General features: G+C 69.1%; 17 protein-coding genes and 1 pseudogene. 5 read left to right on the top strand and 13 right to left on the bottom strand.

Annotated features, from left to right (window positions below):
• Window position 1: 1 nt before the first annotated feature.
• From RM445_RS08490 to RM445_RS08480, 3 genes are read right to left on the bottom strand one after another with little or no spacing between them, the layout of a single operon-like run.
• On the bottom strand, window positions 2-181 hold the full coding sequence (locus tag RM445_RS08490) for a dihydrofolate reductase family protein (RefSeq protein ID WP_311555577.1): 180 nt from the start codon (window positions 179-181) through the stop codon (window positions 2-4).
• Complete coding sequence (locus RM445_RS08485; protein ID WP_311555576.1) at window positions 178-375, bottom strand: hypothetical protein; 198 nt, start codon at window positions 373-375, stop codon at window positions 178-180. The genes RM445_RS08490 and RM445_RS08485 overlap by 4 nt, the downstream gene beginning before the upstream one ends.
• A gap of 55 nt (window positions 376-430) precedes the next feature.
• Window positions 431-853 (bottom strand): hypothetical protein, encoded by a 423-nt coding sequence (locus tag RM445_RS08480; protein WP_311555575.1) that lies wholly within the window; start codon window positions 851-853, stop codon window positions 431-433.
• Between the two features lie 533 nt (window positions 854-1386).
• Here RM445_RS08480 and RM445_RS08475 point away from each other — a divergent pair.
• Both RM445_RS08475 and RM445_RS08470 read left to right on the top strand, forming a co-directional pair.
• A complete protein-coding gene (locus tag RM445_RS08475) occupies window positions 1387-1965 on the top strand; it encodes a helix-turn-helix transcriptional regulator (RefSeq protein ID WP_311555574.1) in 579 nt (192 codons plus the stop codon).
• Between the two features lie 57 nt (window positions 1966-2022).
• A complete protein-coding gene (locus RM445_RS08470) occupies window positions 2023-2499 on the top strand; it encodes a DEAD/DEAH box helicase (protein ID WP_311555573.1) in 477 nt (158 codons plus the stop codon).
• Between the two features lie 89 nt (window positions 2500-2588).
• Here RM445_RS08470 and RM445_RS08465 read toward each other — a convergent pair whose 3' ends face one another.
• The 3 genes from RM445_RS08465 to RM445_RS08455 all read right to left on the bottom strand — a co-directional run bounded on the left by RM445_RS08465 (window position 2589) and on the right by RM445_RS08455 (window position 7012).
• A complete protein-coding gene (locus RM445_RS08465) occupies window positions 2589-5918 on the bottom strand; it encodes a DEAD/DEAH box helicase (protein WP_311555572.1) in 3330 nt (1109 codons plus the stop codon).
• A gap of 426 nt (window positions 5919-6344) precedes the next feature.
• Window positions 6345-6755: a type II toxin-antitoxin system VapC family toxin gene (locus RM445_RS08460; protein WP_311555571.1), complete on the bottom strand. Its 411-nt coding sequence runs from the start codon at window positions 6753-6755 to the stop codon at window positions 6345-6347.
• Window positions 6752-7012, bottom strand: a complete 261-nt coding sequence (locus RM445_RS08455; RefSeq protein WP_311555570.1) for an MBL fold metallo-hydrolase — start codon at window positions 7010-7012, stop codon at window positions 6752-6754. The genes RM445_RS08460 and RM445_RS08455 overlap by 4 nt, the downstream gene beginning before the upstream one ends.
• Window positions 7013-7321: 309 nt before the next feature.
• Between RM445_RS08455 and RM445_RS08450 the strand changes: the two are divergent.
• From RM445_RS08450 to RM445_RS08440, 3 genes and pseudogenes are all read left to right on the top strand, one after another.
• Window positions 7322-8013: pseudogene (locus RM445_RS08450) on the top strand (TOTE conflict system archaeo-eukaryotic primase domain-containing protein); the annotation flags it as partial.
• Between the two features lie 372 nt (window positions 8014-8385).
• Complete coding sequence (locus RM445_RS08445; RefSeq protein ID WP_311555568.1) at window positions 8386-9744, top strand: DEAD/DEAH box helicase; 1359 nt, start codon at window positions 8386-8388, stop codon at window positions 9742-9744.
• Window positions 9711-10850 carry a hypothetical protein gene (locus RM445_RS08440; protein WP_311555567.1) on the top strand — a complete coding sequence of 380 codons (1140 nt, stop codon included), beginning with the start codon at window positions 9711-9713 and terminating at the stop codon, window positions 10848-10850. Before RM445_RS08445 ends, RM445_RS08440 begins: the two co-directional genes overlap by 34 nt.
• 644 nt (window positions 10851-11494) lie before the next feature.
• Here the strand turns inward: RM445_RS08440 and RM445_RS08435 are convergent.
• The 7 genes from RM445_RS08435 to RM445_RS08405 all read right to left on the bottom strand — a co-directional run bounded on the left by RM445_RS08435 (window position 11495) and on the right by RM445_RS08405 (window position 14857).
• Entirely contained in the window at window positions 11495-11659 is a 165-nt protein-coding gene (locus RM445_RS08435; RefSeq protein ID WP_311555566.1) for a PIN domain-containing protein, read from the bottom strand.
• A gap of 3 nt (window positions 11660-11662) precedes the next feature.
• Window positions 11663-11851, bottom strand: coding sequence for a hypothetical protein (locus RM445_RS08430; protein ID WP_311555565.1), 189 nt, complete (start codon window positions 11849-11851; stop codon window positions 11663-11665).
• A 20-nt stretch (window positions 11852-11871) separates the two neighbouring features.
• Window positions 11872-12069 carry a hypothetical protein gene (locus RM445_RS08425; RefSeq protein WP_311555564.1) on the bottom strand — a complete coding sequence of 66 codons (198 nt, stop codon included), beginning with the start codon at window positions 12067-12069 and terminating at the stop codon, window positions 11872-11874.
• 163 nt (window positions 12070-12232) lie between these two features.
• Window positions 12233-12730, bottom strand: a complete 498-nt coding sequence (locus RM445_RS08420) for a helix-turn-helix domain-containing protein (protein ID WP_311555563.1) — start codon at window positions 12728-12730, stop codon at window positions 12233-12235.
• Window positions 12673-12969: a helix-turn-helix domain-containing protein gene (locus tag RM445_RS08415; protein ID WP_311555562.1), complete on the bottom strand. Its 297-nt coding sequence runs from the start codon at window positions 12967-12969 to the stop codon at window positions 12673-12675. Before RM445_RS08415 ends, RM445_RS08420 begins: the two co-directional genes overlap by 58 nt.
• Before the next feature lie 109 nt (window positions 12970-13078).
• The gene (locus tag RM445_RS08410; protein WP_449619175.1) at window positions 13079-14344 is read right to left on the bottom strand and encodes an IS701 family transposase; all 1266 of its coding nucleotides are present in this window, start codon (window positions 14342-14344) and stop codon (window positions 13079-13081) included.
• A 219-nt stretch (window positions 14345-14563) separates the two neighbouring features.
• On the bottom strand, window positions 14564-14857 hold the full coding sequence (locus RM445_RS08405) for a hypothetical protein (protein ID WP_311555561.1): 294 nt from the start codon (window positions 14855-14857) through the stop codon (window positions 14564-14566).
• Window positions 14858-15058 lie beyond the last annotated feature (201 nt).

Here is a 15058-nt window from a genome sequence, read left to right as displayed (position 1 = left end):
GCTACTTCTTGACCGCGTAGCGCACGTGCGTGGCGTAGGGCGAGCTGTAGACCTTCGCCACCTCGAGGTCGATGTCGCGGGCGAAGCCGTCGAAGAGGCGCTTGCCGGCACCGAGGATCACCGGTGCCGTCGAGATGGCCAGCTCGTCGACCCTCCCTGCGGCCAACGCCTGCCGGATCACGTCCGCCCCGCCGCGCCGATGGAGACGTCTCCGTCGCCGCCGGCGGTCGCCGCCCGGGCGAGTGCCTCGTCGAGCCCGGAGACGAACGTGAACCCGGCCTCCGGGGCGGGCTGGTCCTCCGGGCGGTGGGTGAGCACGACGAGCGGGCCCGGGAACGGGTTGGTCCCGCCCCACGCGCCCGCGGCCTCGTACATCCCGCGGCCGACGACGCCGGCCGCGACGGTCGAGACCCGCGGTGCGTCCGGCGACCTACGCGTGGAGACGCTCGCGGCGGCCCTCGACGACCAGCAGGACGATCAGCGCCACCTCGACGATCTTGTTTCCGATGCCGATCGCGTCGTAGTGGCCCTGGATCAGGGCGAAGTACGCGATGATCGTTGCAGCCGTCAGCGCGATCAGGGCCCAGCGGATCAGCCGCCGGAACCGGGCGAGGGCCGGGAGGTAGAGGGCAACGGTCAGCACGATGTAGCCGAGGGCATCGAGGTAGAACAGCGCGGCGAAGAACCCGAGCGCGGCCGCGCCGCCGGCTGCGGCTGTCGCCTCGGGCTGGGTGGCCACCATGACGTGGGTGACCACACCCAGGTAGATGTGGCACACCGCGGTTGCCGCGGCCAACACGCAGATCGCGATCTGCAGTGCACCGAACCGCGTTGCATTGCGGGGGAGAGTCACCGTCATCACCTCGTCGGGGATCGCGGGAGAAGCTGTCGCCGGATCAGACGGCGGGAAGCTCCGAATCTCATCGATCAGCCGGACAACCCGTCTTCGCAGAGTCCATGACGTCTTCGCAAGGACGATCGGTCATGCGAGGACGCAACGGCCTCTGCGAGGACGTGGTCAGGAGGCCAGGCGCCGCAGGATTCGGGCGGCGGGCTCGTCGGTAGCGTCGCGCCAGCCGACGCCGGCCCACCTAGGATCGTCGAGATGCTGGTGCACGGCCACGAACCCGACGGCGCCCCGGACGGGCTGCCGTCACGGCTGGTGCGATCCAGCGACGCGCTGGGCTGGAGCACGGTCCGGGCCCTCACCTATGCCGATCCCGTCGAGACCGACCCGTTCGTCTCCAGCTCGGACAGCCTGCTCGTCGTGCTCGTCACCAGCGGGCGGTACCGCATCGAGAGCCGCCACGGGTCCTCCTGGCGGGCCGCCTCCTACCGGCCCGGGTCGATCGGGGTGACGGCCCCGGGCAACACCAGCGTGCTCCGGTGGCGCAGCACCTCGCAGGAGCCCATGACGTCGCTGCACCTCCGGCTCGATCCGGCCGCGGCGGCCGGCCTGTCGTTCCCGACGCGCTCAGCCTGGACGACCCGTACGTCGCCGTGTCGGTGCGCACCCTCGCCCAGGCGCTGGCCGCCGAGGCGCCCGCGCTGTACGCCGACTCCCTGGCGCAGGCGCTGGTCGCCCGTCTCGCCTTTCTGGCCGGCCAACCGGTGCGGCGCCGCGAGGCCCCGCGTGCGGCGGCGCTGCCGCTGAGCGAGGTCGAGACCAGGCGGGTCGTCGACCACATGCGGGCGCACCTGGGAGACGACACCACCGTCGACGACCTCGCCGCGCTGGCCCGGGTCAGCAAGTTCCACTTCATCCGCGCTTTCGCATTGGCGGTAGGGGTCACGCCGTACCGCTACCTGCGGCGGATGCGGCTCGAGACGGCGGCGGAGCTTCTGCGGCGCACGCCCGACAGCGTCACGCGGATCGCCTTGCAGTGCGGGTACCGGAGCACGGGGCAGTTCGCCCGCGCCTTCCGCGCCGAGTACGGCGTCCCGCCGACCCTCTTCCGGCGCTGAGCTTCGCAATCTTCGGTCGCAGACGAGTGCCGCAATCATCAGCTGGTTGCCGACATCGTGGCCGCACTCGATCGGGGCCGCCACTGCCTGCTTTTGACCCAGTGGACCGCGCACGTCCACCTGCTCGCAGAGAAGCTGCGCGTGGCCGAGTGCGGCCCGGTAGTGCTCCGCGGAGGCATGGGCGCCCGCGAGCGGGCTGGCGCGCTTGACCAGTTGAGGCCCGAAGACGGGCCGTTGCTGGTCGTCGCCACCGGTCCTTACGTGGGGGAGGGATTCGACTGCGCCGCGCTCGACACGGTGTTCCTCGCCGCACCGTTCCTCGCCGCACCGATCGCCTTCAGGGGCCGTCTGGTCCAGTATGTCGGGCGGATCCTTCGGCCCTACCCCGGCAAAGAAGTCGTCGAGGTTCACGACTACCACGACGTCGACACGGGTGTGCTGGCCTCGTCCCTGGCCAAACGCGCTCCTGGGTACACCAGCCTCGGCTTTCCCGATCCACGAAGGCTGCAGCACCTACCGCCGGATCGCACCTGAAGCGCCAGGAGTCTGTCGCCAACCGGTGCGGCGAGCCTGCCCGCCATGGGCCCGCCGCACGGGAGCAGTAGTTCGGGGCTCGGCGCCACTCAGGCGAGCAGGGCCTTGATGTCGTCGGCGTTCAGCTTGGAGCCGAACACCGCGCCGTCGTCCATTACTCCGGTGAACAGTTCGGCCTTCCGTTTTGCCAGGGCGAGCACCTTTTCCTCGATGGTGTCCTTGGCGATGAGGCGATACACCATGACGTTGCGGGTCTGCCCGATGCGGTGTGTGCGGTCCACCGCCTGCGCTTCCGTTGCGGGGTTCCACCAGGGGTCGAGCAGGAAGCAGTAGTCCGCCTCGGTGAGGTTCAGCCCGAAGCCGCCCGCCTTGAGGCTGATCAGGAACACCGGCGCCGCGCCGTTCTTGAACCGTCGGATGACCGACGGCCGGTTCCGCGTCGTGCCGTCGAGGTAGTTGTACTCGACGCCGGCTGAGTCGAGGCGCTCCCGGACGTGGGCGAGGAAACCGGTGAACTGGCTGAAGACCAGGGCGCGGTGCCCGCCGTCGATGACGTCGCGCAGCTGCCCCACCAGTGCGTCGACCTTGCTGGCGCCGAGGTGTGCGTGCTCCGGCTCGACGAGCGCGGGATGCAGGCTGAGCTGGCGCAGCAGGGTGAGCGACCGCAGGATGGTGAACCGGTTGCGGTCCACGTCGTGGACGAGCCCGAGGACCTTCTGTCGCTCGCGTTGCAGGTGCCGCTGGTAGATGCGGCGGTGGCGCGGGTCGAGGTCCACCTCGAGGACCTGCTCCTGCTTCGCCGGCAGGTCGGCGGCGACCTGCTCCTTGGTCCGGCGCTTGACCAGCGGCTTGATCCGGCGCCGCAGCCGGGCCAGCAGCTCAGGGTCGGTCTGTTTCTCGATGGGGCGGGCGTAGTGCTCGCGGAAGCGGGTGGGGCTCGGGAACAGGCCCGGCGCTGTGATCGACAGTAGCGACCACAGCTCCATGAGGTTGTTCTCCATGGGGGTACCGGTGATCGCCAGCTTGAACGGAGCCGGCAACTGGCGTGCGCACTGGTAGATCCGGGACTGGTGGTTCTTGACGAACTGCGCCTCGTCGAGGAGCAAACCCGACCACGTGACCGATGCGTATGCGTCGGCGTCGAGCCGGAACAGGGTGTAGGAGGTGACGACGATGTCTGCTCCGGTGATGACGTCGTTGAGGTCCTGGCCGCGCCGCCGAAAGGTGTCGGTGATCGTCACTACCGCGAGATCGGGTGCGAATCGCGTAGCTTCGGCCGCCCAGTTGGCCACGACGCTCGTCGGAGCGACGATGAGGAACGGGTCTCCGGTGGGGTCGACATGCTTGGCGTGACAGATGAGCGCGAGCGCCTGCAGGGTCTTACCCAGACCCATGTCGTCGGCGAGAATGCCACCGAGCTGGTGGCGCCAGAGGAAGCACAACCAGTTGAATCCCTCGCGCTGGTAGGGCCGCAGCTGTGCGGACAGGGTCGCGGGCGGCTCGGTTTCGGTGAGCTGGTCGAGCGACAGCAGGCCGGCGACCTGCTGCTGCCACGCCCGCGCCTGGCGCTCGACGACGCCCAACGCGGCCAGCTCCTCCCACAGGCCCGCCTGGAACCGGCTGATCCGCAGCGGGCCGCCGGTCCGGTCCTGCAGGGCCCGCGCCTCCTCGATGAGTGTGCGCAGCGCTTGCAGCTCGGGCTTCTGCAGGGAGAAGTACGCCCCGTCGGCCAGCAGCAGGTGCGACTCGCCCGAGGCCAGCGCCATGAACATGTCCGCGAAGGGGACTTCGCGTCCCTCGACGGTCACGGTGACGCCGAGGTCGAACCAGTCCGTCTCGCCTCTCACCGTGCTTGTCGACACGCCGATCTGCAGCGAGTCGCCCGCCTCTCGGTAGGCGGGAACGTCCCCGCTGAGCTCGATGACGACATCGGGGGCGTCGGCCAGCAGCGGGAGGACGTCGGTGGAGAACCGCATTGTGTCCAGGCCGGTCAGCCGTGCGTCGGGCGTGGGCTCCTGTTCCGGCCCGTCGCCGCGCAGCCCCAGCCGCTCCAGCGGGACGTCGAGCGCGTCCAGCACGGCTCGTTCCGCGACCGGGTCCCGGATGTCCTCGTCGACGACCGATGCCAGCGGGAGCCGCTTCTTCGCATCGCCTACCTCGTAGGCCCACTCCCAGCTCATCGTCAGGTCGTGACGGTCGCCGTAGGTCGCCCGCAGGACAAGGGTGGGCCCGGAGATGGCGGGCGGGGTGAAGGACCCGTCGGACGACGTGACCGCCCCGAGTCTGCGCAACCGCGGGTAGAACTCGTCGCGGAACCGGGCCTGTTGCCCCGCCGGCACCGGCAGGCGCTGATTCTCCAGGACCATCCGTTGGAGCGGCACCGTTGCCGGGGTGGCGAGCTTTGCGAGCCGGAGGCTCCAGTCGGCAGGGGCGTTCCTCTGAACCTGCGTTCGGGACACCAGCACGGCGCCATGACCCTGGGCGCCGATGAACAGGACCGGGATCGTGTCACCATGATCGTCGCCGGAAGGGCCGTCGACCTGCAGCATCGGCGCAATAGTCAGCGAGCCAGGATCTGCTCCCGCCCTGACGTCGAGGCACAGCTGTGCCTCGACGTACCGCTCGACCGGTCCGAGCCGTTTGCGGGCGTGCACGAGCTGCAGGCCGATTTCGGCGGCCTCGTCCAGCAACGGCCACAGCCGCCGGCTGTCGAATGCGGCGAGGTCGATCGTCTTGTCGTCGCGGGTGGAGTAGTAGCTCGGCGCTCCGGCGCGCGAGGTGTGCAGCGCGTACAGCTCCCGCAGTAGCTGCAGGTGCGAGGCGCGGCAGCCGCTGAAGTAGTAGGAGGTTTGGAGCCTGCCCCAGCTCATCTGGTCGCCCACCCACCCGGTGCGACCTGGCCGCACGAGTCGGGCCAGCAGTTTCGGCTTCGCCGACGCTCGGTTGCGCTGCGCCGCGGGAACCGGCGGCACGGAGAGGGAGAGTTCGAGGGCGAGCGGGACGTCGGCAGCGGATTGCGGTGAGTCCGGCCGGCCCGGTGGAATCAGCGCTCCCAGGCTCTGCTCCCACGACGGCGCCGGCTGCGCGCGCCCGGCCGCCGCGGTGGGAGCGGCCGCACCCGTCGCGGTGACTGCTGCGGCGACAACATGCTTGCAGTTGATCCCGACCGGGCACGTGCACTCGCCGAACGTGAACGCGAGTTCCGCTCCGCCCCGTGATGGCTTGAAGTACACGCTCGTCTCGTAGGCGTCGCCACTGTTGCCTCGCACCAGCGCCTGCAGCAGGGAGTCGACGTCGTCCCACTCCATGTGGAGAACCGCGCGCTGCCGCGCGTACGCGACACCCCTGCTGTACGTCTGTGCCCCGACCGCCAGCCGGAGGCTGGTCGGATCGATGCCATCGATGGTCACGAGCTGCATGCAGGCGACTCCTCGGACGGGTGGTTTCGCTGCGGGCGACCGTAACCACCGACCCCGACAAGACTGCGGCGGCGCGCCCGCGTCCGGCGAGCATCAACGCTCCGGACCAGCGGCTTTCCGAACTCGGATGCGACAAACGCCCAGGTAGGGGGCCTGCCCGGCGGATTCGAGTACGTGACGCCCGGTTTGAATCCATCCCCCAACTGCGTCTGAAGCAGGCCGGGCCCGCGGAAATCGCAGGTCACACGCGGTGCCCCCGGCAGGATTCGAACCTGCGACACACGGTTTAGAAAGGCTCGCAACATTGCCGACCGTGGCCGCTGCCAGCAACTTTCGTCGCGCCGTCTCTCGCTGTGGCCTCGTTGGCGTCGCTGGTTAGCTGTGGTTCATCCCCCAATCCGTTCCCCACGCCGGTGACCGGTGGCGCTACGGGAGCAGCTCGAAGGCGTCGACGTGGCGGGGGCGGACGATCGAGAAGTGGGTGCGGTCGAGGGTCAGGACCTGCCGGATGCCGAGGCGCTCTGCGACGGCGACGATGCTGGCATCGGCAGCGCCGAGGGGCAGGTCGGCGTAGCGCTCGACGAGCTGCGCGCAGCGTTCCAGGTCCTCGGGGGTGAGGGCGATGAGGTTGAAGGAGCCGACGGCGATGGAGCGCAGGAAGGCGGCCTCGGCCGCGGGTGTCGCCCGAGTCGAGAGGAAGTAGCAGACCTCCATCACCACGAGGGGTGTGATGAAGGGTGGCTCGCGCAAGCTGCTCAGTGCGGCGAGACAGGTGGCGTGGTGTTCGTCCCGGGTCGACGCAGCGGCGACGATGGGGCCTGTGTCGACCAGGATCACTTCTCGCCGAACTCGGCTCTCATGACTTCACGAGCGCGGCTGGCGAGGTGCTCGTCGTCGGTGACGATCGAGTCGACCCAGGCGGGCGGCCAGGGCTCGTGCCGTGTCGGTGCGCCGCCGTCGGCGAGGCCTCCTTCGATGACCTCGAACCGCACCCGGTCGCCGGCGTGCAGGGGTACGCCGAGCCGCTCGGCGACCTCGGCCAGCTCGGGCGCGACGACGAACTCGTGAGCGCCGTCGCCGGCAGGCATGCTCATCGTTGTCCACCTCCCCGTCCATCATCGCACCATCATCGGCGGTGTTGTACGTGTCGACGTGTCGACCCGATTGAGGTGGCCGATTCCACCGAGAATCTCGGACCGACGCTCGCCGGGCGTCGCTGCGTACTTCCTGTAGAAGCCGGTGGAGGCACCTACACCTCTCGCACCCTCAGGGTCACGGACGGCGTGAGCAGACCGGCAGCGTGAAATGGTGTCGGTGTGGAGCCGTCCGACCGAGCTGCGGAGCTTGAGCGGGAGTTGGCCCGGCTGCGGTCGGAAAATGTGCGGTTGCTCCGGCTGTTGGAGATGACGCCGCAGCAGGCGCGTCTACCGGAGGCGGCCCAGACGGGGTTGTTCCTCGAGCGGCCGGGTCCGGTCACGGCGTCGTCGCCTGCGGGAGACAAAATCCGGTTCTTCCGTTCGTTGTTCGCGGCCCGGCGGGATGTGTACGCGACTCGGTGGGAGAACGCACGCTCGGGCCGGTCGGGGTGGGCGCCGGCCGTCGCCGGCGGCTGGCGGAAGGGGTCGAACCGGCCCTATCTGGCCTTGACCGATGACATTGTCGCCGCGCATCTCATAGGCGAGGTGCACGTCGGGCTCTATCCGCTTCTGGACGGGGACACGTGCTGTTGGCTGGCTGCGGACTTCGACGGCCCGGCGGCCATGCTCGATGCGCTGTCGTATCTGAAGGCGGCTCGGGCGATCAGCGTGCCGGCGGCGTTGGAGGTGTCCCGGTCGGGGATCGGGGCGCATGTGTGGATCTTCTTCAGCGGTGCGGTGCCAGCGACGACGGCGCGGACGCTGGGGTCGGGGCTGCTGCGGGAGGCCATCGCGTTGCGCGGCCGTATGGATCTGTCCAGCTACGATCGGTTGTTCCCTCCCAGGACGCGCTCCCCGCATCGGGCAGCATCGGCAATCTGATCGCAGCGCCGCTGCAGGGGCGCTCGCGGAAGGAGGGCGCGACCGTCTTCCTCGAGCTGGGTACCTTGGAGCCGCAGGAGGACCAGTGGGCGTACCTGTCCAGCTTGCACCGGCTGTCGCCGCGGGAGGTGGACCGTCTCGCAGCGCGGGTGGGCCCGGTGCGGGTGGGTGCGGCGGTGGACCGGCTGACTCCGGCGACCGCGACGCGCACCCGGCCACAACCCGCGCCGCTGGTGCGCGCGACGCTGGGTGCGGGCGTCGCCCTCGATATGGCCGAGCTCACTCCGGCGGCGTTGGCCACGCTGAAGCACGCGGCGTCGATGCCGAAGCCTGCGTTCTTCGACCGGCAGCGGCGCCGGTTCTCCACCTGGGGGATCCCGCGGTTCCTGCACTGCTATGACGAGACCCTCGACGGCAAGTTGGTGCTGCCCCGAGGTTTGGCCGACGTCGTGGCCGCCGTCGTCGAGGAAGCAGGCAGCAAGCTCGAGTTCGCCGATGAGCGGGTGGGTGGGGAGTCGCGGCAGTTCGGGTTCACCGCCAGGCTGCGCGATGACCAGGCAGCGTCGGTTGCGGATCTCGCGGATCATGAGCTGGGGGTCCTGGTCGCACCGCCCGGCGCGGGGAAGACGGTGATCGCCTGCGCCGTGATTGCTCGTCATGCGACCTCGACACTTGTGTTGGTCGATCGCAAGACGTTGGCCGATCAGTGGCGGGCGCGCCTGCAGGAGCATCTCGGCGTGACCGCGGGCCAGCTCGGCGGAGGTCGGGCGAAGATGCGGGGAACCGTCGACGTCGCGATGCTGCAGACCCTGGCTCGGCGCGACGACCTGGCTGAGCTGACCGCCACGTATGGGCTGGTGGTGGTCGACGAGTGCCATCACATCCCGGCGGCGGCGTTCGAGAACGCGGTGCGGCAGATCGGGGCAAAGCGGTGGCTGGGTCTGACTGCGACTCCCTACCGGCGCGACCAGCTGGACGACATGATCGCGCTGCAGCTCGGCCCGGTCCGGCACACGATGTCGGCGCCCGCGCCTGGCACCTTGGCCGCTGCGGCGGCCGGGGGATCCCCGGACCGATCGCTCACCGTTCATCTGACCGCGTTCGTCTACTGCGGAGACGTCGATCCGTCGGCGCCTGGTGGGATCGCCGCGATCTACCGCGATCTCGTCGCGGACGAGAGCCGCAACCAGCAGCTGGTAGCCGACGTCGTGGCGGCACTTGACCGGGGCCGCCACTGCATGCTCTTGACCCAGTGGACCGCGCACGTCGACGTGCTCGGGGAGAAGCTGCGCGAAGCTGGCCGCGACCCGGTGGTGCTCCGTGGCGGCATGGGTGCCCGCAAGCGGGTTGGCGCGCTTGACCAGTTGAGGCCCGAGGACGGGCCGCTGCTGGTCGTCGCCACCGGTCCCTACGTCGGGGAGGGATTCGACTGCGCCGCGCTCGACACGGTGTTCCTCGCCGCGCCGATCGCCTTCAAGGGCCGTCTGGTCCAGTACGTCGGGCGGATCCTTTCGGCCTTACCCCGGCAAGGAAGTCGTCGAGGTTCACGACTACCACAACATCGACACCCGCGTGCTGGCCTCGTCCCTGAGCAAGCGCGCTCCCGGGTACACCAGCCTCGGCTTCCCCGATCCACGAAGGCTGCAGCACCTACCGCCGGATCACACCTGAAGCACCGGGAGCCTGCAACCGACCGAGCAACGTGTTGGCCTGCCGGCGGCGCTGACTGCCGCCCGGATAACCTCCGTCAGTGGCGGGGACGAGCCGGACCGACGTGGACGCCCTGGTTGTGCGCAGTGTCGAGCTGAAGCGGGAGCTGCTCGAATTCTCCCGCCAGCCCCGGTTCGACAGGGCATTCCAGGAGGCGATGGCGGCGGCCGGCCTGCATCCGGTTGTCACCGACGAGCAGCGGTTGACGATGGTGATCGATCATTTCCTGCTCGAGTTCCGGCTGCGGAACGGGCGGACCGTCGTGGAGCAGTTCGTCGCCGCGCGTCCGGACCTGCCCGACGCCGAGCGGGAGATGCTGCTGGGTTGGCGCGACGTCGTAGAGGGCATCTTCGAGGTGCAACGCCGCGACGGCGCGGGGCTTGTCATGGAGAACCTGATCGACGAGTTGACCTACCGAGTGCGGTCGAACACGGGGACCGCGGTGTTCCGGCAGATGCCGCGCCGCTCATACGTCGTCACCCGGCTGGTTCCCGTCGGCGACGAGTGGCTGATCAGCGGAGCGACGAGCGTGTTCCCGGCCCGGTACCGCGCGGAACTCCATCGGGCCGCCGCCGAGCAGGCCATGCGGTCCCCCGAGCTGGGCTTCCGAAACCCGGACAAGCTCGCGCAGGCCTGGGAGCTGCAGCGCGCGGACCGCGACCGGTTCGTCCGCTTCTTTGGTTCGGACCTGGTCGTGCTGCGGGGGGAGGAGGTCGAGGACCGGATGCGCGCATTCCGGGAGTTCTGTCACCGAGAGATCACGGCAGATCTGAAGGGTCCCGTTCCCGCGGTCGCCGAGTTCGGCGTCGACTCCGAATTGGCCGACGCCGAGTCCGTGGCCCTGGTCTACGACGAGGAGGACGGGCTGGGCTACTACGTGGAGTTCGGACTCGTCGAGAAGGCGTTCACCGATCCGTCGCTGCTACGCCGCCGGCTCTACCGGGAGCGGGTGCTCGACTATCTCGACGACGACAGCGTCCCGCCGCACGTGTTTCGCCGGCTCGCCACGCGCGATGTCGCCTGTGCCTCGGCGGTGTTCCGGACGCTACTGCGACGGCCCGGGTTCGACTGGACACGCGACGGGGAAGCGCTGCTGCGGGAGCGCAAGAAGCGGCACTTCGCACGGCCGCTCCGCCCGTCGATGAGTGCAATCGCGGAGCGGCTGCTGCCCCACCTCCCGTTGGCGGGGTCGCCGGCACGGTGAGGGCCGCCGCCCGCGCGCGCGTTCTCCGAGTGCTTGTCACCGTCGCCGCGTTGGCACCACGCGGAGCATTCGTCCGGATGGGGAGATCGTCCGGATGGGGAGATGACGCCTGCCTGGCGGGGACACCTTCTCCGCCCGCCGGGTTCAGGTGATCAAGCTCGTGCACAGGCGCTGGCCCGGATTCGCGGCGACGTAGGAACCAGTAGGCAGTCGTTCGCCCGGCAGGCCGACCCCGCTCCTCCCCGACAGCGACACGGTGATCGAGATAAGCGCGAGACCTCGCAATCCAAGCCGCAGAGTCTGTGGCCGAAGGTGATGAGGCTCCGAGGCTTGAGGTCACGTCCCTGGTAGAGAGGCTGCGCAGGAGGATTCGAGCGCGTGACGCCCGGTTTGATTCCATCCCCCACGAGCGTCCACGACAGACCGAGCCTCAAATAGTCGCAGTTCAGGACGGTGCCCCCGGCAGGATTCGAACCTGCGACACACGGTTTAGGAATCGCTCGACTGGGTCGTGCATGGCTGCTGATCTGCGGATTTACGAGCAGTGCTCCGCACGTTGTTGGCTCCACGGGCAGCAGTTGGCGGCAGTTCGCTCCACGAATGGCTCCACGGTACGGAGCCGGTCGCGAGTCCACGGTCCAGCGTCAGGTGCCGATCAGCGTCAAACCCTCGTGCTCGGCAAAGTCCTTGAAATCCTTGACGTTCAAGGTCGCGAGGGGAAGGTCGTAGGCCAGGCAGGTGGCCGCAATCCAGGTGTCGTTCTGCGGGCGGGGACGACCGCGTCGGGTCGCGTGGGCGGCACGGCGCATTTCTCAGGCGACATCCGAGCGGCGCATGGCGTAGAGGTCGGCCAGGAACTGCTCCACTTCGCCGTCATCGAATATGCCGTTGTGTGCGAGGACTTCGGCCTTCTGCACCGGATTGCTCGCGCCGAATACGTCGTCCACTGTCGGCATCGACGCTTGCCGGCGATTTGGTCGTTGCGAGTCGTCCGTGGTCATCGCGACCTCCTAGTGGCGCGTCACGCAGCCTTGGCCGGGTAATCGGTCCAGGTTCGGATCGGTGAGTCGGTGGCGAAGTTGACCTTCGGCTGTGCTCGGATGTTGTGCCAGCGGACGTAGCCGGCGATCGCGCTGTTCTGCTCGGCGTGGCTGCGGTGGTCGGTGCCGTTGAGGGCGAAGTAGCGCAGCGCCGCGAACTCGGCCTCGATCCAGTTCAACCACGAGCCGTAGGTCGGGCAGGAACACCAACTCGACGTCGTGGGCGGCGCACCATGCCTGGACGCGGGCGTGACGGTGCGGGGAGAAGTTGTCGCAGACCACGTACAGCTTCTCGGCCGGCCATCGCTCCCGCAACGCCTTGAGCAGGCCGAGGAACTCCATTCACCGCTTCCGTGTCCGGATCCGGTAGAACAGCTTCCCGGTGGCCAGGTCGAGTGCGGCGAGCATGTGCATCACCCCGTCGGTGCGGGTGTAGGTCGCCCGCAGCCGCCGCGGCGTGCGGCGCGGCCTCCACGCTTTGCCTTTGCGGGGCAGCAGGTTCAACGGCCCGAACTCATCGACACACACGACCCGGCCGTCCTCGGGTGGCTGGTCGTAGAGGTCCAGAATCCGGCGCATCTTCGGGATGAAGTCCGGGTCGGGAGAGGCTTTCCAGGTGGTCGTGGTCTGCCAGGAGATCCCGCCGTCGTGCAGGATCCGGCGCAGGGTCTCCCGGGACAGTTCGGCGACGATGCCCTCGGCGAGCAGGTGGTCACGCAGCTTGGTCAGCGACCAGGTCGAGAACCCGGTCAGGCCGCACTCGGCGGGGGACGTGCGGGCGATCAGGCAGATCCACTCGCGGATCTGCTCACCGATCCTCCTCGGGCGTCCCCGCTCCATTTTGGGTCCAGCGCGTCGAACCCGCGCTCGTTGAACGCGTGGATCACATCGCGCACGTAGTCCTCGCTGACCTGCAGCAACGAGGTGATGTCGCGGACGGTCTGGCCTTGGCCGGACATCATGACCACGATCGCGCGGCGCATCCGGACCGGGTCCTTGGACGTCCGGGTGATTCGCTGCAGCTTGCGGCCCTCGTCCATCGACAACGACCGGACGAACACGCTCGGTTTGCGCGCCACTCCTCACCTCCTGCACTCGTCGTGCAGGCAGGGTGGCCGCGTCGGCTAGCGAGATCAATTACCCGACCAACGATGCGTGTCGGGCCACTAGTACTCCAGCCGTAGATCGTTACGGTCGTCGCTGGGCTGCCTCCTGGCGGCTGTAGTGGCTGGTTCGGGCTCGGTGTTGATGACGTCGTCGCCAGGCTGACCAGGCTCGCGGGCAGGACGCCCGGCGGCGGGGTGTCACGACGAGGGCCAGGAGCAGGCGGCGGATCTCGCTGCAGGTCAAGGGGATCATCCCTGCGGGTGCGGGCTGGCCGGCATGCTCGTTAGCTGCAATCACCACGAGCAGCGCGTGGGCGATCATCGCCAGCAGTGTCCAGCGCTGCCACGACGTCCAGCGGCGAACCTGGTGCTCATCGAGTCCGGCCAGGCCCTTGCCCGCCTGGAAGGACTCCTCGATGCTCCAGCGGCGGCCAGCGACGCGGACCAGCTCGCGCAGCGGCACCACGTGTGGGGAGTAGCAGCGGTAGAACGCCAGCTTGCCGGTGTTGCGGTGGCGCCGGACCAGCAGCCACCAACACCCCGTGTCCTCGCTGTCGGTGTCACTGCTGGCGGCGTTGTCGGGGGGCAGGGTGATCCAGGCCCAGTCGTAGTAGCGCTCTCCCTTCGCACCCGCGCCGGCGGAGAGTTGCTGCCATGCCCAGCGGGGCAAGCTGGCGACCAGAGCGTCGGCGCGGATCGGACCGGCTGAGGTGCGGACGTGGCGGTCGCAGCCGATGGCCAGCACGTAGCCGATCTGCTGGGCCTCGCACTCGACGCGCAGGCCCGGATCGTTGCCGTAGACCTCGTCGCCGGTCACCCACCGGGCTGGGGTGCCCGCGCGCAGGGCGCGGGTGAGCATGCCGGTGGCCAGCGCGGGCTTGGTTGCGAAGTCGACCTCGTCGGGCACTCCGGCCTCGACCAGTCGGTCGGGGGCGTCGATCCAGCACTTCGGGAGGTAGAGCTCGCGGTCGATCATCGCGTGCCCGCGGCTGCTGGCGTAGGTCAGGTAGACCGCGACCTGGGCGTTCTCGATCCGCCCGGCCGTGCCGGTGTACTGCCGTTGGACACCGACCGTCGCGGCGCCCTTCTTCAGATCGCCGGTCTCGTCGACCACCAGCACCGCGTCGGTGTCGCCAAGCGCACCGACGACGTAGTCGCGCAGATCCTCACGCACTCCGTCGGTGTCCCAGCTTGCCCGGGCCAGCAGGTACTGCATGCCGTGCGGATCGGGGTCTCCAGCGTGCTCGGCGATGGTCCAGCAGCTCTTCCGCGGCAGATCGGCCAGCAACCCCAACACGAACCCACGAACCCGCCGCCGGGGCTCGACCCGGCCGAACCGCCCAGCCATCCGACCCAGCAGCCGGTCGGCCTCGGCGTCCCACCGCCCTGGTCCTACGCTGTGGCCCGCGGCCACCGCTTGATCTTCTGATGTCGACACAACGGACGATGATCACGCGGTGGCCGCGCCGCGTTCCGGGCCACCCCACCAGCAAGATCACGACTTACGGCTGTAGTACTAGCAGTGTCCGGCAGCCTGGTAGGCCATCCTAGCGTTTTCGTCCGACGGTCAGGCGGTCCTGGCCAATCTGGTGAACGAGAGCAGGAAGATCGAGGAGAGCACCCAGCCGAGGAGCGTGGCGAGGTTGAGCCACGTGTCCACGGCGGCTCCCCACGGTGCGGCACGGTTGGGGTACCAGGCGCTGCGCTGCCCGAGGGTGACGAGCGGGACAACGGTGTCGACCGCGTAGAACACCGGGTTGAAGCAGCGCACCTGCCCGTCACCGCAGGGGTCGGCGGTGGGCGGACGTCGGATACGAAGGGTCCACCACCTGCGGACCATCGTCTCGGCCACCACGGCCATCGATGAGGTCCGAATCGCTCTGCCCCGGCGGTGACCCGCCGTCTCGCGCGGAGCGAGATGTGCCGCTCCGGCCGTTGCCTGCCGAGGTAGTAGAGGCAGGCGGGGTCTCGGAGTCGACATCGCGGCGCTTCTTGAGGAGTTCCTGTCGCAGGTTGAGCCTCGCCCAAAATGAGATCGCCCGATCTCGTGGCCCGTCTGCGG

The sequence above is a fragment of the Pseudonocardia charpentierae genome (genome assembly GCF_031845345.1).
In the GTDB taxonomy this organism is placed as follows: Bacteria; Actinomycetota; Actinomycetes; order Mycobacteriales; family Pseudonocardiaceae; genus Pseudonocardia; species Pseudonocardia charpentierae.
The sequence above is the reverse complement of the archived record's forward strand: the minus strand, read 5'-3'. Positions and strand labels throughout refer to the sequence as shown.